This is a genomic window from Rhizobium sp. ERR 1071 (assembly GCF_007828675.1).
GTDB classification, from domain to species: Bacteria; Pseudomonadota; Alphaproteobacteria; order Rhizobiales; family Rhizobiaceae; genus Rhizobium; species Rhizobium dioscoreae.
This window is the reverse complement of record NZ_VITM01000003.1, coordinates 714,211-739,381: the sequence shown is the minus strand read 5'-3', so window position 1 is coordinate 739,381 and position 25,171 is coordinate 714,211. Positions and strand designations below refer to the sequence as shown.

Below are 25,171 nucleotides of genomic sequence, written 5' to 3'. Positions count from 1 at the left end.
CCGTTGAGTGCGGCCCGCCTCTTGAAGGAAAGACTACTTCGATCTAATCATTCGATCGATAATGTATCTGCCATATTAATTTATCAATCGGCCGAAATTTGGATCCTTTTCTCGACCTCATCCATTTGCTTCGCCCGCGCGCCACGCTCTGGGGCGGGATCGAGGGCTATGGCCGATGGGCCGTGTCGTTCCGCAATCGGGACGACCTGCTGTTCTGCTGGCTGGAGCGCGGCGCCTGCCAGCTGATCCGAGCCGACAAGGAACCGCTCCTGCTGCAGGAAGGCGACTTCGTCCTCATCAGAACCGACAAGAGCTTTGTCCTTGCCTCGGACGCGCAAGCTGTCGCTCAGGACAGCGAGGCGATGGTCGCAACCACAGGTAAAACGCTTCTGAGGATGGGTGCAGGCTCGGAAGCGCCTGTGGTATTACGTGGCGGGCGGTTCGTCTTCGACACCGCGAACGAGGGCCTCCTCACCTGGCTAATGCCATCCTTTGTCCATGTCATGCGTGATGACGTCTCCTCTTGGCGTGTTCGCAGTTTGCTGAGTTTGAACCTGTCGGAGTCATCGCAACCGAGAGCCGGTAGCGACTTCGTCATTACGCGCTTGATGGAATTGACATTTGTCGAGATTCTTCGCGGCGCCGTCCCTGACGCAACCCGGGAGCACAGGGGCTTGCTCGCCGGATTGAATGATCCCGTGACAGCCCGGGCGCTGACGGCACTGCACGAAGACGCCGCGAAAGACTGGACGCTGGCAGACTTGGCGCGGCTCTGCGGTGTTTCCCGATCCAGCCTTTCGAGCCGGTTCCGCAGCGTGGTCGGCATGGCGCCGATCGGCTATCTTCAGCACTGGCGCATGGCCGTTGCGAAGGATGCGTTGCGTCGCGGTGACAAAACTATTGGCGAGATCGGGCTCGCCATAGGCTTCCTGTCACCAAGCGCCTTTAGCACCGCCTTCACCCGATTTGTCGGCGTCTCGCCCAAGACGTTCGCCGCGCGGGAGCGCCAAGCCCCGTCGTGAACATGTGCCCTCGATAGCAATTGTCCCGATCCAGCCACCGTTCCAGGCGCACGCGCGCCTGGAGCCGGATGATTTTAGGTCGAGCCGACCTAAAATCTGAAATCCGTTCCCGAACCAAAAAAGTAGAGCGTGATGTCGTTCGAAATCCCCTCATACTTTTAGGCATCACGCCCTAAAACAGGGACCGGAAGCGGACAGACCTAAACGAGAGGAGCATCCCTTTTGAAGCCAGTCGATGCTTCGATGGAGCGATGCAACAAAGCCGGAATAGATACTCCCTGTTGATCCAGGCGGGGCGTGTAAGCCTTCTCGAGTCGCTCCGCCTCCTCGTCGCTCAACACGACCGACAGCGAAGCCACGGCATCGTCGATATGCTTGGTCTTCAGTGCGCCCACGATCGGCGCAGCGACCACGCGATTTCGACGTAACCACGCCAGGGAAATCTCGGCGGCGCCGACATTACGTTCCGCGGCGATGGCATTCACCGCTTCGACGATTGCCCGATCGCTGGCCGCCGTATCCGGATTTTGCTGGGCACCGGACGGTTCGGTCTCCGTCCGCGTCGTCGTCATCCCCCATGGGCGGGCCAATTTCCCACGCGCGAGCGGACTGTAGATCAGGGTCGACACACCCTCATCGGCACAGAGCGGGATCATCTCGCGTTCTTCTTCGCGCGCGACCAGATTGTAATTGTGCTGCATAGAGATGAAGCGCATCCAGCCGTTGGACTGCTGGATGTGCAACGCTTTGGCAAACTCCCACGCCTTCATCGACGAGGCACCGAGATAGCGTACCTTGCCTGCTTTCACGGCGTCGTGAAGCGCTTCGAGCGTTTCCTCCCACGGGGTCAGCTGGTCGCGGCGGTGTATCTGGTAGAGATCGATATAGTCCGTGCCGAGCCGCCGCAGGCTGTGATCAAGTTCAGCCATGATGGCCTTGCGCGATAGCCCGATCGCATTGGGGCCGTTGCGTGTCGCGCCCGCAACCTTGGTGGCGATGACGACAGCATCCCGGTTCACGAAATCCTTGATCGCGCGCCCGAGGAATTCCTCGCTTGTGCCGGTGGAGTACATGTTGGCTGTGTCGAAGAAGTTGATCCCGGTCCTGAGGGCGTGATGGATCAACTCCCGGCTCGAGCTTTCTTCCACTGACCAGGCCGGATGGCCCTTGGCCGGATCGCCGAACCCCATGCAACCGATGCAGACGGGCGACACGTCGAGTCCCGAGTTGCCGAGCTTTACATATTGCATAAACGCCTCCACCGTATAGAAACGGACATATGTCCGATTTCTCGATATGGATATGGACAATTGTCCGTTTAGTCAAGGCTGATGACCGAAACCCATAAGCGTCGCGCCGACGCCCGCACCAATCGCGACCGCATCCTGGCTGTCGCACGAGACGCCCTTGCAATCGATCCAACGGCCTCGCTGCATTCCATCGCCAAGGCCGCGGGCGTGGGGCAGGGCACGCTGTACCGCCACTTCCCGACCCGGGAATCGCTCGTCCTCGGCATCTATCGCGACAGTATCGACGAGCTGGTGAGCCTCGCACCGTCGCTCCTCGAGGCGTTCAAGCCACTCGAAGCCTTCCGAAGATGGGCGGAGCGGTTCGTCGATTACGGCCGCAAGAAGCACGGTGTCGCGGATATGCTGCGGGCCGCCATGACCGACCAGGACTTTCGGGAAACCTATTGGCCCATGGTCGACGCCGTCAGGCTTCTGATGGACGCTTGCGTCGATGCGGGCGAGGTCTCGAAGCCGGTCGACGCCGAGGACTTTCTGCAGTTGCTGGCCTTGCTCACCCAACTACCGCCTACAGCGGAAGGCACAGCACGCAGCGAGCGCCTACTAAAGCTAGCCTTCCACGGGCTGGAGCGAAGTGAGGATCACTGAGGCTGCCGGTAACTCGGACGATTGGCAGCTTACTCGTCGCTCACAGCCAGAAGCCGATTGACCTCCAAGGTCCCAAACGTAGCCGGCGCAATTGTAACGTTGAGGAGAAATCCAGCCGGTGCGCGCCTGCGTCAAAAGGTTAGCGAAGGGCCTGGCTGTCGCTCAATTGCTATTCCGTGCTACCGACGGAGCAACTTACACTACAATAGCCAAAACTATCTGGCTGTATCCCCCGTCACTCCCACTCGATCGTGCCGGGCGGCTTCGAAGTGACGTCGTAGACCACGCGGTTGATGCCGCGGACTTCGTTGATGATGCGGGTCGCGGCGCGGCCGAGGAATTCCATGTCGTAGTGATAGAAATCCGCCGTCATGCCGTCGACGGAGGTGACGGCGCGCAGCGCGCAGACGAATTCGTAGGTGCGGCCGTCGCCCATGACGCCGACGGTTTGGACCGGCAGCAGTACCGCGAAGGCCTGCCAGATCGCGTCGTAAAGGCCGGCCTTGCGGATTTCGTCGAGATAGATGGCATCGGCTTCGCGCAGGATTTCCAACTTCTCGCGCGTGATGCCGCCCGGACAACGGATCGCGAGGCCGGGACCGGGGAAGGGATGGCGGCCGATGAAGCTGTCGGGCAGGCCAAGCTCTTTGCCGAGCACGCGCACTTCGTCCTTGAAGAGTTCGCGCAGCGGCTCGACGAGCTGCATCTTCATGCGCTCCGGCAGGCCGCCCACATTGTGGTGCGACTTGATGGTGACCGAGGGACCGCCGGTGAAGGAAACGCTCTCGATGACGTCGGGATAGAGCGTGCCCTGGCCGAGGAAATCAGCGCCGCCGAGCTTCTTGGCCTCATCCTCGAAGGTTTCGATGAAGAGCCGGCCGATGATCTTGCGCTTGGTTTCGGGGTCGGAAACACCCTCGAGCTCGCCGATGAAGCGGTCGGAAGCATCGACATGGATCAAATGCAGATTGTAGTGCTCACGGAACATGGCGACGACGTTTGCCGCCTCGTCCTTGCGCATCAGGCCGTGGTCGACAAGGATGCAGGTCAGCTGATCGCCGACTGCCTCGTGGATCAGCAGGGCGGCAACGGAGGAATCGACGCCGCCGGAAAGAGCGCAGATGACGCGCTTGTCGCCCACCTGATCGCGGATCGCCTGCACCGCCTTGGCGCGGTAGGCCGACATCGACCAGTCGCCCTTGATGCCGGCGATGTTGTGGATGAAGTTGCCGATCAGCTTGGCGCCATCGGGCGTATGCACGACTTCCGGATGGAACTGCACGCCGTAATATTTGCGCTTCTCGTCGGCGATAAAGGCGTAAGGCGCATTCGAGGACGTCGCGACCACTTCGAAACCTTCCGGCAGCGCGGTGACGCGGTCGCCGTGGCTCATCCAGACCTGATGGCGCGAACCGTTGGACCACAATCCTTCGAAGAGAGCGCAATCCTTGTCAACTTCCAGGAAGGCGCGGCCGAATTCACGGTGATGGCCGCTCTCGACCTTGCCGCCGAGCTGCATGCACATGGTCTGCTGGCCGTAGCAGATGCCGAAGACCGGGATGCCGCTGTCGAAGATGATCTGCGGCGCCCGCGGCGAGCCTTCGTCCACGGTCGAGGCCGGACTGCCCGACAGGATCACGGCCTTCGGCTGCAGCCGCTTGAAGCCGGCTTCGGCGGATTGGAAGGGAACGATTTCGCAGTAGACGCCCGCTTCGCGCACACGCCGTGCGATGAGCTGCGTCACCTGGCTGCCAAAATCGACGATGAGAACGGTATCGGGATGTGCTGTCTGGGTCATGACGAGCCTTTAATGAAAAGCGCTTTCCCTGGCAATCGGGCAAATCACGCGAGAGCCGATTTTATTGTCCCGATTGTCCTTACTTCGCTTAGTTTCTGGCCCCTCAGAACCAGAATACGCCGTCTTCCAGCGCCGTAAACAGGCCGTCGACGGCATAGGAGAGTTTGCGGTCGATCACATGCAGATATTCCGTCCAGTCGGAAATGTGCTGCAGATCGACCTTCCCGTCGGAAATGCCCCGCAGGCCGATCAGCGGCAGGCCATAGGTCTGGCAGGCGCGCAGCACCGCGAAGGTTTCCATGTCGACCATGTCGGTGCCGATGCGCTCATAGGCCTCCGCGCCGGAGACGATATTGGCGCCGGTCGAAAGGCTGCCCTCCGCAATGGTCGGGATGCGCAGCGGCAGTTCGATCGTCGCGGGCAGATCGAGAAAGGGCGTACGGCCTTTCTCGAAGCCGAGCGGCGAGGCATCCATGTCGCGGTAGGAAACCGAGGTGACTTGGTAGACTTCCGTCTGTTCCAGCCTGGCGGAACCAGCCGAGCCGAGCGACACCACGAGATCGGGAAGATCGCCCTGAGCTTCGAGCTGCGCGAAGGCGCGGGTAAGCGCGATGGCCGCCTCCACCGGCCCGACGCCGGTCATCAGCGGATCGATGCGCGAGCGCAGGAACGGGCCATACTCGGCCTCGGCCGCCATGACGAACAGGATCGATTTGCCCGATACCCGCTTCAATTCGAATTTCATCCGCTAATTCCCTCTCTGCCCCGGATGACCATCATCGTTCCCGTCATCGAGGCGATCAGCTTGGCTGGCCCATCGCCGATGGCATAGCCGCGACCGTCGGCGACGATGATCGTCGTGCCGGGCTTGGTGACATCGCCGCGAAACAGGAAGCGCTCGCCGCGCCCCGGCGACATCAGATTGATCTTGAATTCGATCGTGAGGATCGATGCGGAAGGGTCGATGACGCTATAGGCGGCAAAGCCGCAGGCCGAATCCAGCGCTGCGGCAATGATGCCGGCGTGCAATATGCCATGCTGCTGCGTCAGCTTGATATCGAAGGGCAGCTCGATCTCGACCGTTCCGTGTTCGACGCGCGTCAGCTCTGCGCCGATTGTCCCCATGGCGGCCTGCCGCTCGAAGCTGGTCCTGATACGGCTCCGAAAATCGCCGCTGGTCCCCGTATCGTCTGCCCCTGTCATGCCGTCCCCTTTCGCGGGTGCGAAATTGGCACGGGGAGGCGGTTTGGACAAGGGTTATCCGGTGGAAAAGCGGAGGCGTTCCAGCCTCCACTCCGGACATCGAATTTCCACGATCGGATCGTCATGCTATCCGAAGCGATGATGCTTGTGGTGAGGGCGCAGATGACGACGATCCGGCAATCGGTGGATGCCTACGAGACCTGGATGCGGGCGCAGCTCGGCGCCGATCTGGTCGAAGCGGGTCTGGCAAAGAAGCACAAGCTGATGAAGGCCGACAGCTTCTCCTTCCTGCGCGGTACCTATTGGCGCTGGGCGGAAACCATCCTCGACGTCTGCCCCGAGCTCAAGAGCGCGCCGCAATTGCTGGCGATCGGCGATACGCATCTGGAAAATTTCGGCACCTGGCGCGATGAAGAAGGCCGCCTCGTCTGGGGCGCCAATGATTTCGACGAGGCGGCCGTCATGCCCTATGCGCTCGATCTTGTACGCCTTGCCACGAGTGCCATGCTGGCGCGCGGCGAGGATGGCCCGACGCTGCGTGTTGTTGCCGACAGCATCCTTGCCGGCTATCGCCGCGGACTGCGCCAGCCGTCTCCCGTCATTCTCGAGCGCGATTACAAATGGCTGCGCAATGCCGTCTTGCTGCCGAATGCCGAGCGCAAGGCCTTTTGGGAGAAATACCGCAACCTGCCGCCGGCGACGGATCCCGTGGCGGACCGCTACCTCAAGGCACTGCGCAAGGCATTGCCCGAACCAGCGACGACATTCGAGCCGAAACCGCGTCTGGCCGGCACCGGCAGCCTGGGCCGTCCGCGCTTCATCGCCTATGTCGAATGGCGCGGCGGCCCGGTACTGCGCGAGGTCAAGGCGCTTCTGCAATCCGGCTGGTCGCTGAAGCACGATCCGTCGGACAGGACGATCCGGACGGGTATTATCGCCGGCGGGCGGGCGCGCTCACCCGATCCGCGCTATCAGGTGGACGGAGGCTTGCTGGTGCGCCGGCTCTCGCCCAACAGCCGCAAGATCGAAGTCGACGGTGATGCCGAGGTGCTGCTGTCGCCTGACATGCTCGATCTGATGGGGTTTGAAATCGCCAATTGCCACGCCAACGATGCTTCGCTCGTTCCCGGTATTCTGGCCGATCTCGATGCGCGCAATGCCGATTGGCTGCGTGTGGCCGCCAAGGCGGCGGCCGCAGCGGTCACGGCGGAGCAGGCGGAATTTGCGGGAAGAGGCTAAGGCCGGCGAACCGGTCAATGCCCAGCAGCTTCCAGGATCAGATGGGCGATTGTATCGGGATGCGAGATCAGCGAGAGATGGCTGGCCTTCACCTCGATCGTCGTCGCGCCCATCCGCTTGGCCATGAAGTGCTCCAGATCCGGATTGATCGTCCTGTCTTCGGTGGAGACCGCATACCAGCTGGGCTTGCTGCGCCAGGCGGCCTGCGTGGTCTTGCCGGACAGAAGCGCCTTCTGGAAGGGCTGCTGCACGGCATAGAGCACCTCGGCCTTGGCCTTAGGCAAGTCGCCGGCGAAGTCGCGCAGGAACGCTTCCTCGGTCAACCGTCCTTCGTCACCATCAAAGACGATGCCGGCTGATGCCGGCGGTGTCGGATATGTCTTGGCGAGCGCCGTATAGTCTTCGCCGGCATCCGGTGCGCGGGCGGCGACATAGACGAGCGCGGAAACCTTCGGATGCACACCGGCTTCGGTGACGATCATGCCGGAGAAGGAATGGCCGACGAGGACAGTCGGGCCGTCCTGACGATCGAGAACCCGCTGCGCGGCCCCCACCGCTTCCGGAAGTGTCGTCAACGGATTTTGTACCGCCGTGCAGTTCAGCCCCCTGGACTGCAGCCGGGCGATAACCTCCGTCCAGCAGGAGCCGTCTGCGAAAAGTCCGTGGGCCAGGACGACATTGCGTGCCTTCAATGGCGCAGACTTAACCGCTCCGGATGCGGGTTTCGCATTGCTGGCGGCCACGCCGCGCGCGGAAACGAGGGAGGCAGCGGCGCCGGCGATAATGGCGGTCGAGAAACTCCGTCTGGTCATCATCATGATCGTGATCCTTATGGTTGGAGGATTAATAGGCGCCAGAAAGCCGTCCGCGCCGAATGTCGGAGCGGCAAAGCTTCTGAAATTCTGTATGTCTCGGAGCGGCATATGATCAAACGCGCGGATCAAATATGGCCGATCCTGTATTCCTGTTCAGCGTCGAGCTTACCTTGTGTATGCAAAGCGGAGACTGTTGATTGTTTGTGTATTCGAAGTGGCGGATTTGGTCAATAATTGGATGCGTAACGGTTGCGTGATGGGTTATATGTATGCGAACACAATGAGGTGATATGCTTTTGCATACAGCCTTGGTTGACCTTGCCGAGGTAGGAGCGATGGTGGGCGACGTTGTTGAAGATCGCGAGTTGCTGTCGGAGCGTATTCACAGCCCGAAACCATCGTGCAGGCTATAGCAGAAGAGGATGGGGAAATGGCGTCGCGGCCCATGTGGAGACATATGCTGAATGCCGCGACGGCATTGCGGCGCTTTATCGAGGCAGCAAGCTTACCTGAGCATTGCAGCCAAAGTCCGGCTCAGCCGCGGGCGATCCGCACGATATGCTGATCCCAGGCGACATCGCTGTGCGCACCGAGGAAATTGCCGTCGTAGGATGAGACGGCAAAACCATGCCGTGCCGGCGCGATGCCGGCCGCATCGGCGATGCTCTCCACCTTCAGCACCTGGCCCGTCGGCGCATCCAGCGTAACCGAGGTTCCTTCGATCGGTGATGTCACGCCGACCAGATTTTCGGCGCGATTGACGGCGATGGCGCCGACGTAATTGCCGAGTGCCCGCGTGGTCTCGTCGGGCAGGGTGACGAAACTCAGGTCCTCGCCTCTCGCGAAATGGCCGACAAGCGGCGGCAGGTCGTTGCGATGCCCTTCATATTGGCAAGCGAACCAGACGCGGCCACTGGCGTCGATATCGACATGCCGGGTCGAGACCTGCGCATATTGCGCCGGCAGCGTATGTTTTTCGATCAGCTGGCCGCTCGCGGCGTCGATCAGCGTCAGCGACGGTTCCATGTGATCGAGGTTGAGCTTGGTGCGGCCGAAATCCGGATGGGTCTCGATGCCACCATTGGCGACGATCAGGAATCTGCCATCGTCTGAAACCGTCATGTCGTGCGGGCCGACGCCATAGGTCTCGTATTCGCCGATGCGGGCAAAACGGTTGCTGCTGTCGTAGAGCCCGATGATGCCGCGATTATTGTCGAAATCATTCTCGCTGGCATAGAGCAGCCTGCCATCCGGCGAAAACGTGCCGTGCCCGTAGAAATGCCGGCCTTCTCTAGCGGAAATGACGATCGGCTCGGCCTTGTTCCAGGGATCGAAGATCATCGCATAGGTGCCGGGCCGGCGCGCGAAGGCGACGGTCTTGCCTGTTGCCTTTGAGAAGGCCATGCCATGGGCGCGGGCGGGCAGCGCCACCTGATCGATGATGCGCCCCTGTTCGGTCACCGTCGCAACGGCGAAGGAGCCGTCGGCGGCGCGGATGCCGGAGGCATAGACAGCATCCGCCCGCTCCAGCCCCATCAGCGCGCTAGGCTTCAGAGCTGCAAGGAAGGTCAGCCCCGCGGCTTTGACAAAAGCTCTCCGATCGATCAGGCCGCTGCGCATCGCCCTCAGTCTCCGTCTGCGAAGGAGAAGCCGGCCGAAAGGCCGATGGCGCCGCCGTACTCGTCGCTGAAGCTGGTGGCGAGATCGCGGCTGACGGAGAGCAGCTTGTCGATCTTGGCGCGCTCCGCATCGTTGCCGATGGCCGCCTCAATATCCGGATTGATCGATGACGCTGTCGTGGCAAGCTCATTCAACAAGCTATCGATCTTGGTGGCGACGGCGCGCTTGTCTGCCGGCAGCAGGCTTGCCATGTCGGCCTTTTCCCAGAGCGTCTTCAGGCCCTCGATATTGCCCGTAAACGAGGTCCATGTATTGGCCGAGCGCCAGTAGATCGCCATCTTCGGCCGCGCCGCCGCCGGATCGCCCTTGTAGAAGGTTTCCAGCCGCTGGTCGCGCATATTGGCGGCGCTGTGCACGAGGATGCCGAGCAGTGCAGTGACGGCCTCCTTGTTATCCATGAAATCGTCGCTGGTCTTGCCCGGGAATTTCCAGGATTTCTGCACGCCGTCGGGCGCGTCCCATTCGTCGGCGATTTCCTTGGCGGTGTTTTCGATGTTGCCGGCAACCGCCGCGCCATAGCGGCAGCGGAAGCTCTGCTTCTCCTTGCCGAGGACATCGGAGCCGTTGCCGAAAAGTACATATTCCAGCGCCGTCATGCTCATCAGCGCCACGCTCTTGCCGGCGACGGCTTCGACGGTCGTATCCTGCTCGTCCGCTTTGGCGATCAGCGCCTGTACCTGCTTGAGGCCGACACCCTTGCGGTCGGGATAGAAGAGGATGTGTTCGAAGCGGTTCTGTTCGATGATCGGGCCGGTATCGACGATCTCGATGCGCGACCAGCTCTTCACGGTGTCGCCGAAAGCCGATTTGGCGCCGGAAAGGGTGGCGTCCGTGGGATCGGCGCAAAGCGTCTTCATCGCGACAGTCAGTTTCGAGGCGGAGTCGTGCATGGCGCGGTAGCCGGGACGAATCACGTCATCCACCGCCTTCTGCAGAGTGGCTGGCACCGCTGCCTCATTCAAGCCCGTACCAGCGGTCGTCGCATCCTCGGCATGGGCAGGCAGGGCCGCAACGGTAAGCAGCAGGCCGAACGCAAGGCATTTCCATTGGCGCATCAGAGGGACTCCAGAAAGTTGATGAGGGCTTGCCGATCGTCCTTCGAAAGACCGGCGAATGCGTTGCGGGCTTTTTCCGCCTCTCCTCCATGCCAGAGGATGGCTTCGGTCAATGTCCGGGCGCGGCCGTCATGCAGATAGGCCTGCCGGCCGCTTACCGTCTGTGTCAGGCCTATACCCCAGAGCGGCGGCGTGCGCCAATCGCGACCGGATGCCACGCCCACCTGCTGCCCATCCGAAAGACCTTCGCCCATGTCGTGCAGCAGGAAATCGGAATAGGGCCAGATCAGCTGGAAAGCCTGCGGCGAAACCTTGCCGTCGCTGCCCTTCAAGCCGTCCCGCGTCACGAACTTCGGTGTGTGGCAGGCCGCACAGCCGGAGCGGTAAAACATCTCCTTGCCGTGCAATACGGCGGACTGGCTCGTCGCGCGTCGGGCCGGCACGGCGAGATTTTCGGAATAAAAGGTGACGAGGGGCAGCACGGGGTCCGGCGCTTCCGTGTCGCCCAGCCGCTTCTGCACGCCAGTCGGCATTGTCAGGCAGTGGGCTTCCTTGGGCGTGCAGTCGCCATAGGCGTTTGGCCGGTCCGGCGTCGAAATGCCGATATCGGCGGAAAAGGCGTCGGCCACCTGGTCGCGCACGGTGGCGTTCTGTGCTTTCCAGCCGAATCGGCCGAGCGCGATCTTACCAGTGCGATGATCGCGGACGATGGCGGGGCGACCGCGTATGCCGGTGCCTTTCCTGTCGTCCGGGTCGGCATTGGCGAGAATATCGGCATCCGGAATGGCTTCGATCAGCCCGAGCCCGATCATCGGCGGCGCGATACGTGGCGAAAGGGTGGTGCTTGCATCCATCGGCCCGTAGGCGAGATCGCTGACGTCGTAATGGGGCTTGCGCAAGATCACGGTTTCCCCGCCGGCAAGCGTCACCGTCTCCTCGCTATAGCTGACGGTCACCTTGCCTTCGGCCGCAAGGCCGGGGACGGCTAGATCCTGCAGCTGTGCCCCGTACGTCGAATCCGGAAAATTGAGCGCGTGAAAATCCTTGACGGCCTGCTCTTCCTCTGGCGTCACGGCAGGCCGTGCAAGGCGCAAGACCATCGAGGTCGCGGCAGCCCCCGCTTCCTCGGGCGGATGGCCGCGCCCGTCGCGGATATGGCAGCTCTGGCAAGAGCGGGCATTGAACAGCGGCCCCAGGCCGTCGGATGCTTGCGTGGAGGAGGGCGCGGAGACCCAAAGCTTGCGGAAGAGTGCATTGCCGAGATGAAAGTCCTGGCCCTGTTGTGGGTCTAGCTTGGCGGAAGGCTGGGAGAAAATATCGCGCGTGACCTTGTCGATCGAGGTCAGGCCGCCGCCCTGCATCGTTTCATAGGGTTCGGCCTTGAGGAAGTTGCTGGTTGCGCGAGTCACGTCGCGCACGCGCTTCAGCTCTTCCGTAGAGAGATCGCTACGCGTGCTCGGAAAATCGAGAATATCGGCGGCTGCCAGCGTGATGGAAAAAACCAAAAAACCCGCAGCGAGGGCGGGCAAAAGGGCGCGATTGGCCGGGATGCGTGTCATGGGTGTCGGGGCGGCAACGCCTTGTCGCGCTGCCGCCATCCCTTATTATTTCTTGGTGAAGACGGCGTTCGGGTTGTCCAGGCTGTCCGAACCTTCGAGCTTGATCGTGCCGAGATCGAGAGCGGCGATGACCCGCTGGATGCTCTTCGTCTGGTCGAGCAGGCCGTCGATGGCCTTCTGCACGGTGGCGTTGCCTTCCTTGTTGCCCTCGCCGATCATCTGATCGTATTTCTCGACCGTCTCGCCGCGATGCACCATCGCCTTCATGGCGGCAAGCGTCGCGTCGAGCTTGCCTTCCATTTCCTTGTCGAGCGCCGGATCCTTGGCCTTGACCAGATCGTGCAGCGACGGGCCTTTCAGCTTGGTGCCGTCGACGCGAGTGTAATTGCCGGTATAGGCAGACGCGATGCCGATGGCGTCGCCATTGTGCTCGTTATAGGTATTGTCGGAGAAGCAATCCTGCTCTTCTTCCGGATCGTGCAGCAGCAGGCCGAGCTTCATACGCTCGCCGGCAAGCTCACCATAGGAGAGCGAGCCCATGCCGGTCAGGATGGTGGTCAGGCCGGCCTTCGGATCGGCTTCCACATGCTTGGTGGCTTCGCCGTCCGCCGCCCACTTGTCGGTCATCTCCTGCAAATCCGAAACCAGCAGCGTCGAGGCCGATTTCAGATATTCGGCGCGGCGGTCGCAATTGCCGTGCGTGCAATTCTTCAGATCGTAATCGGTGGCGGGACGTTCGCCGGCGCCGGCACCCGTGCCGTGCAGGTCCTGTCCCCACAATAGGAACTCGATGGCGTGATAACCCGTCGCGACATTGGCCTCAACACCGCCGGCCTGATGCAGCGTGCCCGAGAGGAATTCCGGCGTCAGATGCGAGGCGTCGACATCCTTGCCGTTGATCTTGATCGTCTTGTTGGCGATGACGTTCGCGACATAGAGCGCGTTCTCATCGCTTTCCGTGCCGTAGGAGGCGTCGACATAATCGATCAGTCCCTCGTCCAGCGGCCAGGAATTGACCTTGCCTTCCCAATCGTCGACGATCGGGTTGCCGAAGCGGTAGACTTCCGTCTGCGCATAGGGAACACGGGCCTTGATCCAGGCCGCACGTGCCGCCTTCAGCGTCTTGTCGCTGGGGTTGGCGAGCAGAGCGTCGATCGCCTTGTCGAGTGCTTTCGCCGTCGTCAGCGCATCCTCATATTTGGCATGTGCCAGGTCCGCATAATGCTTGAGAACGGCGGCCGGCTCGGGAGCGGCTGCAAGAGCCGGCAGGCTGAATGCGGCGGTCGTGATCACGGCCACCGCGAGCGCGGCGCCAATTCTGTTTTTCAGTTTCATGTTCCTCTCCTGTGACAGCGGGGGCACCGTCAAAACTTGGCAATTTGTGTCATGTATGAAAAACAAACTTGTGTCAAACGCTCTAGTTTAGAACGATTTTAAGGCGAGAGACCAAGGGTTTAACGTCGCAAGCGAAATGGATTCGCTCGCGAATGCGCAGCTATGGGGCGTTTGATATTACGTCGGCAGGGCAGTGGAAGCAGGCTCGCTCGCCGCCAGCTCACATTTTCCGTTGAAGGCGGCTGAAGAAGAAGCCGTCGGTATCTGTGGAGGCCGGTGTCAGGGTAATGGTCTTGCCGTCGGAGGAGCGCGGCTTTGCGGCATCCTTGCCGAACAGCGTCTCCCAGGAGCTCAGGGTTTCCACCACTTCGAAATCCGGATTCTGGGCGGCGAAACGGTTCACCTGTGCCTCATTCTCCTCCGGCAGCACCGAGCAGGTGACATAGAGCAGAGCGCCGCCGGGGCGGACGAATTCGCCGGCCTGCGCCAGGGCTTCCTGTTGCTGGCTGGTGCGTTCGTCGAGGTTTTTCTGTGTCAGCCGCCATTTGGTATCGGGACGCCGCCGCCAGGTGCCGGTGCCGGTGCAGGGAGCATCGACCAGAACCTTGTCGAACTTGCCGCGCAGTTGAAGCAGGCCATTGCGGTCGTCGTGGACCTGAACGTTGCGGGTGCCCGCTCGCTTCAGGCGCTCTATGATCGGTGCCAGCCGCCGCCGGTCGCTGTCATAGGCATGGACCTGGCCCTTGTTGTGCATCGCGGCCGACATGGCGAGCGTCTTGCCGCCACCGCCGGCGCAATAATCAAGCACCTGGTCGCCTTCATCAGGCAGGACCAGATCGGCGACGATCTGCGAGCCTTCATCCTGCACCTCGAACCAGCCCTTCTGGAACGAAAGTTCGGCCGTGACGTTCGGCAGGCGGGAGGCGCCTTCACCGGCCGGAATGCGGATGCCGAAACGGGCGATGTTCGATGGCTGCCCGCCGGCGCGCTCCAGTGCCTTCACGACTTTGGCGCGCTCGGCCTTCAGCGCATTGGCGCGAAGGTCGAGCGTCGGGCGCTCGGCAAGGGCTTTGGCTTCGGCAAGCCAGCCATCGCCGAAGGCTTGGCTGAAGGAGGGCTCGACCCATTCGGGAATATCACCCTGGACGTGACGAGGCGCATCTTCGAGCTTGCGGGCCGCAAAGGCGGCCAATGTTTCGGCGCTCGGCGCCTCGGGTGCGAATTTATCGCCGTCCAGCTCGGCAGCCAGCGCCTCCGGCGTCAGGCCCCATTGGCGGAAGAGTACGGCATGGGCAAGCGCGGACGCGCTGTCGTCTTCCATCAGCCAGGCATGCGAAAGCCGCATGCGCAGGGCGTCATAGACGATGTTGCCGATCGCGGCCCTGTCGCCGGAGCCGGCGAAGCGATGGGCCAGGCCCCAATCTTTCAGGGCATCGGCCACCGGTCGCTTGCGCGCTTCGATATCGGCAAGAACTTCGATGGCCCCCTGCAATCGGCCGCCCAGACGCATTCACACTCTCCTGCTCGCGCATGACCCGGAACCCGTTGGAGCTCATCTTGGGACTCGGCGCCCTACCAAAAATCGCTGACGGCTCGCCAATCCGCGTAAATAGTGCCCAAGGCGGCGGATTTTGAGACGTCTCAATCGCGTGGTAGCCGCGATTGGCCGAGAGAGCAAGCGTCATGCCGATTTGCCGGATGGTTCCGGCTTGCGGCGATTACTTCGAGGCGACGACCTCGTAACAGACTTTGGCGGTACCCGAAGCGACCATGCCGATGTTCTGTGCAGCAGCGCGGGAGAGATCGAGAACACGTCCGCGAATGAAAGGCCCACGGTCGTTGATGCGAACGACGACGCTGCGGCCATTGTGCTTGTTGGTGACCCGGAGGCGCGTGCCGAAGGCGAGCGAACGATGGGCGGCAGTAAGATTTCTGGAACTCATACGTTCCCCGGAAGCAGTTCGGGAGCTTCCCCCGTACCATGAAGCGCCTCCGCAGCCAGCGGATGCAAATGCCGGAGTCGAAACGACAGCAATGGAGGCGGATATAGTTGCGGCGATTGCCAAAGAACGTGCGATTTTCTTCAAACCGATTTTTCCCTCAAGCTATTGAACTTGCGCCCTCGGTAGGCGGCGGGGCTTAAATCAGGCCAAAAATGGCGAAAAAGTGCCACCATCGATCACGGAATGTTACAATCTGTAATATTTGTGATGTTAAGGGAATACTAGGGCTATTCAGCGGATTTGCTTGATTGTGGAAAAAACCCAATAAAATCAGTTAAAAATGGAACGAATTTTCTCGTAAGCATCGACCGATGCCAGGCATCACAAAAATCGGAAAAATAATTTTCCGGCTTTGCCATAATCACTGCCGCACTTGTGCAATTTTAGAGTCATTAACCATAAATGCGGAGCAAATTGAACTAAGGCAGCCGGCTAAGTAGGAATTTTCATGCGATATAGCGGGGATACCGGGAGCGATTTCTCAGCCGCGCCATGCTCCAGAGGACCAGAGTTCGGCAAGCGACATGCGATACTCTGGGTAGCGGAACTGGAAGCCGAGCGCGCGCAGTTTCGCGTTCGAAACGCGCTTGTTCTCGCCATAGAAGGAGCGTGCCATCGGCGTCAGCTCAGCTGTTTCGAAAGGCTGTTCCGGTGGCGGTTCGACGCCCATCAGGCGAGCGGCCTCGGCAACGACATCCTGCGGCGGTGCAGGTTCGTCATCGGTGACATTATATATGCCGCCGAGCTTGCGATCGGACAGGAAGCGGGCGCAGGCGCCGATATCCTCGACGCGGATGCGATTGAACACCTGGTTCGCCTTGATGAGCCGCCGCGCGGTTCCCTTTTCCAGATTGCAGAAGGCATTGCGGCCCGGGCCGTAAATGCCGGAAAGCCGCAGCACGGCAACGGGGAGGCCGAGCCGGATGCCGACGCGCAGCCAGCCGTCTTCTGCCTCTACCCGCTCGACGGAACGATCGGCGATTGGATGCAGTGATGTCTGCTCGCTGACCCAGGCGCCCTTGTGGTCGCCATAGACGCCGACGGTCGAGAGATAGCAGATCCATTCCAGCTTCGGCATCAATGCCTTGAGATTGAGCTGCGCCAGCCGCAGTAGCGGATCGCCTGATTTGCCCGGTGCGATCGATTGCACCAGATGCGTGGCGCTTTGCATCGCCTCCGAGAGAGCCGGGTCGAGGGTCTCGCCATCGAAGACGAAGGCTTCGATGCCATCTTTCGTCAGCTGCTCGGCCTTGTCGGCGGAGCGGGTCGTGCCGGTGATGCGAATGCCGGAGCCGGCGAAGGCCTTGGCGATGGCCGTTCCGGAATAGCCGCAGCCGAAAATCATCATATGCATCACGATACCCCTGCCAGTTTCCATTCGGCGCGGACTTCTTCGTCCGCCTCGTCATTTCTTTCTGCCGCAAACGCGTGGAATTCGCCAGCCGTCATCAGCCGGGACAGCGCCCAGACCGCCATGCCGCGCACGACTGGCGAGGGGTCTCCAGCCAGTTGGCGACATCTCTCTATAAGGAAGCGATCGCGCGAATTGCCGGCAGCGATCAGCACATTGCGGATGAAGCGGTCGCGACCGATGCGCTTGACCGGCGAACCGCTGAAGAATGTGCGGAAGCTTGCATCATCCAGATCGAGCAGGAAGGCGATGGACGGTTCCTTGAGATCATCCCGAGCCAACAGCTTCATCTCCGAAGCGGCACTGGCGAACTTGTTCCAGGGACAGGCGGCAAGACAGTCGTCGCAGCCGTAGATGCGGTTGCCGATCAACGGCCGAAGCTCAGGATCGATCGGACCCTTGTGCTCAATGGTCAGATAGGAAATGCAGCGACGCGCATCGAGCTGATAGGGGGCCGGGAAGGCAGCGGTCGGGCAGACGTCAAGGCAAGCCCGGCAGGAGCCGCAATGGTCTATCTCCGGCTCATCGGGCTCGAGATCGGCCGTGGTGAACATCGAGCCGAGAAAGAGCCAGGAGCCAAAGCCACGGCTGACGAGATTGGTATGCTTGCCCTGCCAGCCGAGGCCGGCAGCCGCTGCCAGAGGCTTCTCCATGACCGGCGCCGTATCGACGAAGACCTTGACGTCCTCTTTCGAGCGCGCCGCGAAGCGGGTGGCGATCTCCTTCAGCCGTCCTTTGATGACATCGTGATAGTCGCGGTTTCGGGCATAGACGGAGATTGCCGCCCTGTCCTTCTTCTCCAGAATGCCCCGTGGATCTTCGTTAGGGCCGTAATTGAGGCCGAAGACGACGATGGACCGCGTCTCGCTCCAGAGTACGCGCGGATCGCCTCGGCGGTCGCGGGTCTCCTCCATCCAGCCCATGGTGCCCTGATAGCCCTTGTCGAGAAACTGGCTGAGCCGGACGGCCGCTTCCGGAATGGCATCCGGCCTGGTGATGCGACAGAGATCGAAACCCTGGGCTCGCGCTTCCTCTCGCACGAAAGCCGTCAGCGTGCTTCTGCGCTTGTCCACTTTTTCCGTTTCGCGATCATCGGGCATATCGAGCCCTCGTCATAGCAATTCCAGGATAAGGTGCGTTAGCGGTTTTCCGTTCGGAATTGCGTGAAAAACGCTCTAGAAATCCAGATCGGCGTAATGTGAGACCGGGGTGACACCGCGCACACGCTCTGCCAGGATCGGCCTGAAGGAAGGGCGCGACTTCAGCCGCTGATACCATTCCTTGGCAACGGGCGATTCCGTCCAGTCGATCTCACCCAGATAATCTAGCACGGAAACCGAGGCCGCGGCGGCGAGATCGGCATAGCTCAGCCGCTCGCCGGCCAGCCACTGCCGCGAACCTGCGAGCCAGGAAAGATACTTCATATGCTGGCGGATATTGCCGCGCGCCATGCGCATGACCTTGGAATCCGGCGCGCCGCCGCCCTGTTCGGCGGTCATCTGAAGCTTGAAGACGCGCTCGCGCGTCAGCGGCCGCGTCACATCCTGCTCCATCTTCTGCATGAACCATTCCGTCAGCCGGCGGATTTCGGCGCGCTGGAACGGATCTTCGGCCAGAAGCCGGCGGTCGCGCTTCAGGACACCATGCGTCTCGTCAAGATATTCGGAAATGACCGAGGCACCGCAGAGCGCCCGCATGCTGTCATCGACGTAGACAGGCAGGGTGCCAGCCGGGTTCAGCGCCAGGAAATCGCGGCGCTTTTCCCAGGTCTGTTCCTCGATCAGCTCCGTCTGATAGCCATATTCCGTCAGGATCAGACGAACGAACCGGGAGGAAGATGACATTGGGTGATGATACAGCGTCGGCATTGGTACTCGGGTGTTTCTGATTGATGCTACGGAAGTCTTTTCGGTCGCGATCCTGCGGCCCTAGTCATTTGTCATCGGTTGAAGCTATAGGATCTTGGCCTAGTTTGCACAAGCGAATCGGGCCGCCCTGCCGTTAGACAAAGGACACGATATGGCTGAACAAATTGTTATCGCGTTGGTTTTAGGCCTTGTAGAGGGGCTTACGGAGTTCATTCCGGTCTCCTCGACAGGCCATCTGATACTGCTTGGACATTTTCTCGGCTTCAAATCGGCCGGTACTTTTGAAGTTTTGATCCAGCTCGGCGCGATTCTCGCCATTCTGCTTGTCTATTTCAATCGCCTTGTCCAGATCGCCAAGGCGCTGCCCGTCAGCGCCAAGGCTCGTCACTTCGTGCTCGCAGTCCTATTCGGCTTCCTGCCCGCCGCCGTCATCGGCGCACTGGCGCATGATTTCATCAAGACCGTGCTGTTCGATTCGCCGAAGGTCATCTGTATCTCGCTGATCCTCGGCGGCATCGTTCTGCTCGTCATCGACAAGATCGAGTTCAAGCCGAAATACACCAGCGCCTACGAATTTTCCTGGCCCATGGCGGTCAAGATCGGCTTCTTCCAGTGCCTGGCCATGATCCCGGGAACGTCGCGCTCCGGTTCCACCATCGTCGGTGCCCTGCTGCTCGGTGCCGACAAGCGTTCGGCCGCCGAGTTTTCCTTCTTCCTCGCCATGCCGACAATGGTCGGCGCCTTCACGCTGGATTTGTGGAAGAGCCGCCATGATCTCAGCTTTGCCGATGGTCAGCTGATCGTCATCGGCTTCTTCATGGCCTTTATTTCGGCGCTCTTTGTCGTGCGTGCGCTGCTCGACTTCGTATCCCGCCGTGGTTACGCCCCTTTCGCATGGTGGCGCATTGCCGTCGGCGCAATCGGCCTCATCGGTCTCTATTTCGGCTGAGACCGATCGTTGGTGCTGATATCCTGAAAAAGTGAAGGCCGGTCAAAACCGGCCTTTTTCATACCCGATCAGTTTCGGGAGGACGCGTCGATGGAACTCGTCGTGCAGGGGTCGACGCCGTAGGTCGGCGCACATTCGCCCTTGATCGAGGCGATGCTGCCGCGAGCCACGAAGGAGCCTGCGAGAATCACCAGTGCCGCGCACGCAAACAAAAGCGCGATAGACTTGCCCATCGAAGAATGCCTTTCCGCAGAAGTGTGAAGCGCGCCACGGACCGGTCTGTTGTTCGAGTCTGAGACGCGCGGCTGTGTTAGTCAGTGAGATGAGCAATAGCAATAAATGTTCATATTAAATTTGACGTTAATGCTACTATTTCCGCACTGCGTCTTTTAAGCAACGCTGAGCTGTGAATGGCGGCGGCCCGCCAGCTTGCTGGAGCAGGTTTCTGCCGTTGAGGAGCAATAAAAAACGCCGCCCAGCAAAGCCGGGCGGCGCATGAATTCGTGGAACAGCCGAATCGTCAGGCGGCTTTGCCAGAGCCGGTGAACTGGCCCTGCGGACGGTAGCGCACCAGATAGGACGGCAGCACGGAGACGAGCAATGTCGGCAGCAGGCCGATGCCCTTCAGAGTGCGTCCTTCCGCTTCCGCCTGCTTGGAAACGACGTTGTCGCTCTTCAGCAGCGTTACCTGATCGGCGGTGATTGGCGGCTTGATCAGCGGCACCAGCGAGGCGATCGAGCCGATCAGCGAAGCCAGGCCGAACGGAATGGAGACGAGCGACTTCTTCCGGTTGATGACTGAAAGCGTGGTCTCGAGACATTCGCGGAAGGACAACACTTCCGGACCGCCGAGCTCATAGGTCGTGCCGGCCTTCAGTTTTCCGTCGACGCTGCGGGCGACGGTTTCCGCGATGTCCTGCACATAGACCGGCTGGAACTTGGTCTTGCCGCCACCAATCAGCGGCAGGAAGGGCGCGGTGCGCGACATGTCGGCGAACTTGTTGAAGAATTCATCTTCCGGACCGAACACGATCGAAGGACGCAGGATGATTGCATCCGGCTTGATCGATAGGATGGCGGCTTCGGCGCGTGCCTTGGTTCGGGCATAGGCCGAGGGCGAATTGGCATCGGCGCTGAGGGAGGAAATATGCGTCAGCGAAGCGCCGGCATTGCGGGCGGCTTCCGCAATCGCCTTGGCACCGAATTCCTGTACAGCGTCGAACGTGTTGCGGCCGCTTTCGGCGAGAATGCCGACGCAGTTGACGACATGCTGAGCGCCTTCAACGGCACGGTCGATGGAATTGCGGTAGCGCACATTGGCCTGGACGATCGAAATCTGGCCGAGATTGCCGAGCGGCTGCAGGAAACCGGCAAGATCGGGGCGGCGAACAGCGACACGGATGCGATAGCCGCGCTTGGCAAGCGCACGCACGGTGTGTCGCCCGATGAAACCTGATCCTCCGAACACGGTGACGAGCGGCGGGAGGTTGGACAGGGTCATGGCAGGCTCCTCGAAAGGCTTTGATTGGGCTTATCTGGTTTCGTCTTAGCCGATCCGCGCGCCGAGGTGAAGTGCTATCGCGCTGCATTGCAGCGTCGGCTTTTCAAGCGATTTAAACCCCTTCGACGACCACCATTTCCGCGTCTGCCACCTGCTGCCGGATTTTGGCCGCGATCTGGTATTCCGGCGAATTATAGCAATCGACGGCGTGCTGCAGCGACGGAAACTCGATCACAACGTTGCGGCCGCGCGCCTGTCCCTCAAGCGGCGTGAAGGCGCCGCCGCGCGCTAGGAAATTCGCGCCGTACTTCTCGAAAGCGGGTTTCGCGGCTGCGACATAATCCTTGTAGCGCTCGGGGTCGCGGACATCCACGCGCGCGATCCAATATCCCTTTGCCATATCGACCTCCCGGATTGTTGTGGTGGTTTAAAGTGCAGCGTCCATTTCGGCGAGAATGGCGTGGGCGGCTTGCCTCGGATCGGCCGCCTTGACGATCGGCCGTGCGACGACCAGATGGCTGGAGCCGGCCTTGATGGCAGCGGCCGGCGTCATCACGCGCTTCTGGTCGCCCTTATCGCTCCCTGCCGGGCGGATGCCGGGGGTCACCAGCGCCATATCCGGCCCGATGATCTTGCGGACGGCGGCGGACTCTTCGGCCGAGCAGACGATGCCGCCCATGCCGGCCAGATGGGCCTGTTCGGCCCGGCGCAGCACCAGCGTATGCGGGTCATATTCGTAACCGGCGGCGATCAGATCGCCTTCGTCCATCGAGGTCAGCACGGTGACACCGAGCAGGCAGAGGTCGGAGCCCTTCGCCGCTTCGACAGCCGCCTTCATGGCTTTCGGATAGGCGTGCAGCGTCAGCATCGACATGCCCATCTTGACGATGTTTTCCACGCCGGAGGCGACAGTATTGTCGATGTCGAGCAGCTTCATATCGAGGAAGATCTTCTTGCCGCTGGCGGCAAGGTCGCGCGCGAATTCTAGGCCGCCGGCAAAGGCGAGCTGATAGCCGATCTTGTAATAGAGAATATCGTCGCCGAGGGCGCCGACCACTTTTTCGGCCTCCTGAAGGTTTGGAACATCCAGTCCAACGATCAAGCGGTCGCGTGCGGTCATATCAAGCCCATCCCATCCAATCTTCCATGGGTGTCCAGTCGCATGAGACGGCGCGCTTCGCAAGATCGAAACAGAAAAGATTGCCGCCCCCTGGCGGTTGATCCCCCTGCCGCGCGATCGGCTTTCCCTCCAGATGGCATTTCAGCAGCGTGCCGACGCCGCCATGGCCGACGAAGGCGATCGGCACGTTCGGATCGTGCCGCGCAAGAACGGCCTCGACGTTGGAGACGATTCTCGCCTGTGCATCGACGGCGCGCTCCCAGCCCTTGAAGCTCTCATGCGGGTTGGCGAAGAACCAGTCCGCTGCTTTCTCAAACTCCGGCGGCGCCAGAAAACCTGTGGCACTGCGGTCGTTTTCATGCATGGCCTCGATGACCTCGATCGGCGCACCGCTTGCCGTCGCCAGAGCCTCGGCCGTCTCGATCGCCTTGCGCTCGCCGCTGGAGACGATGAGGCTCAGCTTGCCCGCCCAAGGCCGGCTTGCCGCCAGCCGCGCCCGCTCGGCGCCAATGTCGGATAAGCCCCATTGCGGCACCGGCACATTCGCGTCGATGCGCACCTGCGGATGCGTAATATAAAGAGCGTACATGGATCTCTCAGCGATTGCCTCAGCCGCGGCTATAGACCCATAGCTGGGCCGGCGGAATATTGCGGACGATGAAGTCGTAGTGGCGGATATGATAGCGATCCGGCTTGGCGATGATCGGCGAGACCGGGCCGTAGGAGATCTGCACCACCGGCCGGCCGGCCGGCATGCGGTCCAGCAGGCTTTCCAGCAATGCGACGCGCGCCTTCATCGGGAAATTGAGGAGAGGAATGCCCGAGACGACGGAATCGAAGGTCTGCCCGCGCAGTACGCCGAGCGTCTCATCGAGATCGAAGGCATCGCCATTGATGAAATTGACGCCGGGGTAACGGCGGACGAGATGATTGTAGAAATCGGTGGAATATTCGATGGCGACGAGATTTTGCGGCTCTACACCGCGTTCGAGGATCGCCTTGGTGATCGCCCCGGTTCCCGGCCCAAGCTCCAGCACAGGTAGACCTGATTGCGGGTTGATGACACCAGCCATCTTGCGGGCCGTGATCGACGACGTAGGAACGATCGAGCCGACGGTCTTGGGGCCTTGCATCATGCCCTTGAAGAAGCGGATCTCCTCGTCGAATTTCTTGCCTAGCCGTTCCTTGAGACGCAGCGCCATGCTCTCCCCCCATCAGATGTTACCGTCGCGACTTACATATTGCTTCTCTAGGATCTTGCAACGGAATGACGCAATAACAAGAGAAAATGTCGCAATCGACAAAAGACCAAATAAAAGCGCCCTTGCGTAGGTTAAACGCATGAAGGGCGCTTTAGTTTCGCTACACCCGCATCGGCATCAGCACATAAAGCGCGTCGTCCCCGGCCGTGTCGCGGATGAGCGTCGGCGAACCGGCGTCGGCCAGCAGGAATATGGCCGCGTCGCCGGAAAGCTGCGCGGTAATGTCGAGCAGGTATTTGGCGTTGAAGCCGATTTCCATCGGGTCCATCTCGTAACCGACGGCAACCTCCTCGGTCGCACTGCCCGAATCCGGATTGTTGACGGTCAGCAGCAGCTGGCCGTCAGACAGAGCTAGCTTCACAGCCCGGCCGCGCTCCGAAGAGATCGTCGACACGCGGTCGACGGCCTGGGCGAAGGTCTGGCAATCGACCCGCATTTCCTTGTCATTGTTGGCCGGAATAACGCGCTGATAGTCCGGGAAGGTGCCGTCGATCAGCTTCGAGGTCATGACGATGGAACCGATGGTCAGGCGGATCTTCGCGTCGGAGACTTCGACGGTTACGATCGCATCCGGCGTGTCCACGAGCTTCTGCAGTTCACCCACCGTCTTGCGCGGGATGATGATCCCGGGCATGCCTTCGGAGCCAGAGGGAGCGCTGACATCGGCGCGTGCCAGGCGATGGCCGTCCGTGGCGACGGCCCTGAGCTTCAGGTCGCCGCCGCTTTCGATGGTGTGGAAGAAGATGCCGTTGAGGTAGTAACGCGTCTCCTCCGTGGAGATCGCAAACTGCGTGCGGTCGATGAGCATCTTCAGATCGCTCGCCTTCAGCTTGAAGGAATGGCTGAAGCTGCCGGCAGTGAGATCCGGGAAATCGGATTCCGGCAGGCATTGCAGCGAGAACTTCGAGCGCCCGGAGGCAACCGTCATCGAGCTGCCATCGGTGTTGGTGGCGAGAAGCACTTCCGAGCCGTCGGGGAGCTTGCGCACGATATCATAGAGCAGATGCGCGGGAACCGTGGTGGCGCCGGCCTGTTCGACATTCGCGGGCGTTGCCTCGGTGATTTCGAGGTCAAGGTCGGTCGCCTTCATGTCGAGGTTCGTGCCATCGGCCTTGAGCAGCACGTTGGACAGGATCGGGATCGTGTTGCGACGCTCGACCACGCGATGCACGTGGTTCAGCGACTTCAGGAGGTTCGACCGCTCAATTGTAATACGCATGGATGCTACCGCTTTCGACCGTGACTAGCCGGGCGGCCCGAGGCGCCCGAGCGACATGTTTTCGGACAAGGCCCGAAAGATTGGACAGGCAACTTGGCAGACTTCTCCATCCGAATGCAAGAGGCATAGACGTTTTGCCTAGCGCCAATTCGCCATTTCGACGGCAATGCTCCACAGGAATTGCGCCGCTCTTGCCGTCTGTGCGCACCTCGCCCATAAAGGCTGCTTATCCGAGAT

General features: G+C 61.0%; 25 protein-coding genes. 4 read left to right on the top strand and 21 right to left on the bottom strand.

Translation table 11 applies throughout. From position 1 onward, the window contains the following. Positions 1-98 precede the first annotated feature (98 nt). Positions 99-1,022 (top strand): AraC family transcriptional regulator, encoded by a 924-nt coding sequence (locus FBZ99_RS13750; RefSeq protein WP_145633646.1) that lies wholly within the window; start codon positions 99-101, stop codon positions 1,020-1,022. A gap of 200 nt (positions 1,023-1,222) precedes the next feature. Here the strand turns inward: FBZ99_RS13750 and FBZ99_RS13745 are convergent, their stop codons facing one another. Next, the gene (locus FBZ99_RS13745; protein WP_145633643.1) at positions 1,223-2,272 is read right to left on the bottom strand and encodes an aldo/keto reductase; all 1,050 of its coding nucleotides are present in this window, start codon (positions 2,270-2,272) and stop codon (positions 1,223-1,225) included. Between the two features lie 81 nt (positions 2,273-2,353). On the opposite strand from FBZ99_RS13745, the gene FBZ99_RS13740 reads away from it, so the two are divergent. Beyond that, positions 2,354-2,917 carry a TetR/AcrR family transcriptional regulator gene (locus FBZ99_RS13740; protein ID WP_145322127.1) on the top strand — a complete coding sequence of 188 codons (564 nt, stop codon included), beginning with the start codon at positions 2,354-2,356 and terminating at the stop codon, positions 2,915-2,917. A 235-nt stretch (positions 2,918-3,152) separates the two neighbouring features. On the opposite strand, the gene guaA is transcribed toward FBZ99_RS13740, so the two are convergent. The 3 genes from guaA to FBZ99_RS13725 form a co-directional block, all read right to left on the bottom strand. After that, on the bottom strand, positions 3,153-4,715 hold the full coding sequence (gene guaA, locus FBZ99_RS13735; RefSeq protein WP_069611063.1) for a glutamine-hydrolyzing GMP synthase: 1,563 nt from the start codon (positions 4,713-4,715) through the stop codon (positions 3,153-3,155). 103 nt (positions 4,716-4,818) lie between these two features. Further along, a complete protein-coding gene (locus FBZ99_RS13730; RefSeq protein WP_069611064.1) occupies positions 4,819-5,460 on the bottom strand; it encodes a 5'-methylthioadenosine/S-adenosylhomocysteine nucleosidase in 642 nt (213 codons plus the stop codon). Next, a complete protein-coding gene (locus FBZ99_RS13725) occupies positions 5,457-5,918 on the bottom strand; it encodes a PaaI family thioesterase (protein WP_145633640.1) in 462 nt (153 codons plus the stop codon). The genes FBZ99_RS13730 and FBZ99_RS13725 overlap by 4 nt, the downstream gene beginning before the upstream one ends. A gap of 162 nt (positions 5,919-6,080) precedes the next feature. Here FBZ99_RS13725 and FBZ99_RS13720 point away from each other — a divergent pair, with 162 nt between their 5' ends. Further along, positions 6,081-7,157 (top strand): DUF2252 family protein, encoded by a 1,077-nt coding sequence (locus tag FBZ99_RS13720; protein WP_145633931.1) that lies wholly within the window; start codon positions 6,081-6,083, stop codon positions 7,155-7,157. Between the two features lie 14 nt (positions 7,158-7,171). On the opposite strand, the gene FBZ99_RS13715 is transcribed toward FBZ99_RS13720, so the two are convergent. The 10 genes from FBZ99_RS13715 to FBZ99_RS13665 form a co-directional block, all read right to left on the bottom strand. Then, positions 7,172-7,975 (bottom strand): alpha/beta fold hydrolase, encoded by an 804-nt coding sequence (locus FBZ99_RS13715; protein WP_145633636.1) that lies wholly within the window; start codon positions 7,973-7,975, stop codon positions 7,172-7,174. Between the two features lie 531 nt (positions 7,976-8,506). Beyond that, positions 8,507-9,592 carry a DUF1513 domain-containing protein gene (locus FBZ99_RS13705; RefSeq protein ID WP_145633633.1) on the bottom strand — a complete coding sequence of 362 codons (1,086 nt, stop codon included), beginning with the start codon at positions 9,590-9,592 and terminating at the stop codon, positions 8,507-8,509. A 5-nt stretch (positions 9,593-9,597) separates the two neighbouring features. Next, on the bottom strand, positions 9,598-10,707 hold the full coding sequence (locus FBZ99_RS13700) for an imelysin family protein (RefSeq protein WP_113389990.1): 1,110 nt from the start codon (positions 10,705-10,707) through the stop codon (positions 9,598-9,600). After that, positions 10,707-12,266 (bottom strand): di-heme oxidoreductase family protein, encoded by a 1,560-nt coding sequence (locus FBZ99_RS13695; protein WP_113390066.1) that lies wholly within the window; start codon positions 12,264-12,266, stop codon positions 10,707-10,709. The genes FBZ99_RS13700 and FBZ99_RS13695 overlap by 1 nt, the downstream gene beginning before the upstream one ends. A gap of 45 nt (positions 12,267-12,311) precedes the next feature. Beyond that, the gene (locus FBZ99_RS13690) at positions 12,312-13,601 is read right to left on the bottom strand and encodes an imelysin family protein (protein ID WP_113389991.1); all 1,290 of its coding nucleotides are present in this window, start codon (positions 13,599-13,601) and stop codon (positions 12,312-12,314) included. A 220-nt stretch (positions 13,602-13,821) separates the two neighbouring features. Then, the gene (locus FBZ99_RS13685; protein WP_113389992.1) at positions 13,822-15,111 is read right to left on the bottom strand and encodes an RsmB/NOP family class I SAM-dependent RNA methyltransferase; all 1,290 of its coding nucleotides are present in this window, start codon (positions 15,109-15,111) and stop codon (positions 13,822-13,824) included. 208 nt (positions 15,112-15,319) lie between these two features. Then, on the bottom strand, positions 15,320-15,688 hold the full coding sequence (locus FBZ99_RS13680) for a septal ring lytic transglycosylase RlpA family protein (RefSeq protein WP_069611070.1): 369 nt from the start codon (positions 15,686-15,688) through the stop codon (positions 15,320-15,322). A gap of 397 nt (positions 15,689-16,085) precedes the next feature. Further along, positions 16,086-16,958, bottom strand: a complete 873-nt coding sequence (locus FBZ99_RS13675) for an SDR family oxidoreductase (protein WP_145633629.1) — start codon at positions 16,956-16,958, stop codon at positions 16,086-16,088. Then, the gene (queG, locus tag FBZ99_RS13670) at positions 16,958-18,115 is read right to left on the bottom strand and encodes a tRNA epoxyqueuosine(34) reductase QueG (protein ID WP_145633626.1); all 1,158 of its coding nucleotides are present in this window, start codon (positions 18,113-18,115) and stop codon (positions 16,958-16,960) included. The genes FBZ99_RS13675 and queG overlap by 1 nt, the downstream gene beginning before the upstream one ends. A gap of 75 nt (positions 18,116-18,190) precedes the next feature. After that, complete coding sequence (locus FBZ99_RS13665) at positions 18,191-18,883, bottom strand: glutathione S-transferase family protein (protein ID WP_015338534.1); 693 nt, start codon at positions 18,881-18,883, stop codon at positions 18,191-18,193. A gap of 151 nt (positions 18,884-19,034) precedes the next feature. Between FBZ99_RS13665 and FBZ99_RS13660 the strand changes: the two genes are divergently transcribed. Continuing rightward, positions 19,035-19,832 carry an undecaprenyl-diphosphate phosphatase gene (locus tag FBZ99_RS13660; RefSeq protein ID WP_145633623.1) on the top strand — a complete coding sequence of 266 codons (798 nt, stop codon included), beginning with the start codon at positions 19,035-19,037 and terminating at the stop codon, positions 19,830-19,832. A 68-nt stretch (positions 19,833-19,900) separates the two neighbouring features. Here the strand turns inward: FBZ99_RS13660 and FBZ99_RS33100 are convergent, their stop codons facing one another. The 7 genes from FBZ99_RS33100 to dnaN form a co-directional block, all read right to left on the bottom strand. Continuing rightward, positions 19,901-20,065: a hypothetical protein gene (locus tag FBZ99_RS33100; protein ID WP_186450306.1), complete on the bottom strand. Its 165-nt coding sequence runs from the start codon at positions 20,063-20,065 to the stop codon at positions 19,901-19,903. Between the two features lie 287 nt (positions 20,066-20,352). Then, positions 20,353-21,333 carry a complex I NDUFA9 subunit family protein gene (locus tag FBZ99_RS13655; protein WP_145633620.1) on the bottom strand — a complete coding sequence of 327 codons (981 nt, stop codon included), beginning with the start codon at positions 21,331-21,333 and terminating at the stop codon, positions 20,353-20,355. 112 nt (positions 21,334-21,445) lie between these two features. Then, positions 21,446-21,733, bottom strand: a complete 288-nt coding sequence (locus FBZ99_RS13650; protein ID WP_015338538.1) for a DUF1330 domain-containing protein — start codon at positions 21,731-21,733, stop codon at positions 21,446-21,448. A gap of 27 nt (positions 21,734-21,760) precedes the next feature. Next, the gene (gene pyrF / locus FBZ99_RS13645; RefSeq protein WP_113329917.1) at positions 21,761-22,453 is read right to left on the bottom strand and encodes an orotidine-5'-phosphate decarboxylase; all 693 of its coding nucleotides are present in this window, start codon (positions 22,451-22,453) and stop codon (positions 21,761-21,763) included. A gap of 1 nt (position 22,454) precedes the next feature. Then, complete coding sequence (locus tag FBZ99_RS13640) at positions 22,455-23,042, bottom strand: histidine phosphatase family protein (RefSeq protein ID WP_145322141.1); 588 nt, start codon at positions 23,040-23,042, stop codon at positions 22,455-22,457. A 19-nt stretch (positions 23,043-23,061) separates the two neighbouring features. Next, positions 23,062-23,655 (bottom strand): phospholipid N-methyltransferase PmtA, encoded by a 594-nt coding sequence (pmtA, locus tag FBZ99_RS13635; protein WP_145633617.1) that lies wholly within the window; start codon positions 23,653-23,655, stop codon positions 23,062-23,064. A gap of 160 nt (positions 23,656-23,815) precedes the next feature. Beyond that, positions 23,816-24,934 (bottom strand): DNA polymerase III subunit beta, encoded by a 1,119-nt coding sequence (gene dnaN, locus FBZ99_RS13630; RefSeq protein ID WP_113329920.1) that lies wholly within the window; start codon positions 24,932-24,934, stop codon positions 23,816-23,818. Positions 24,935-25,171 lie beyond the last annotated feature (237 nt).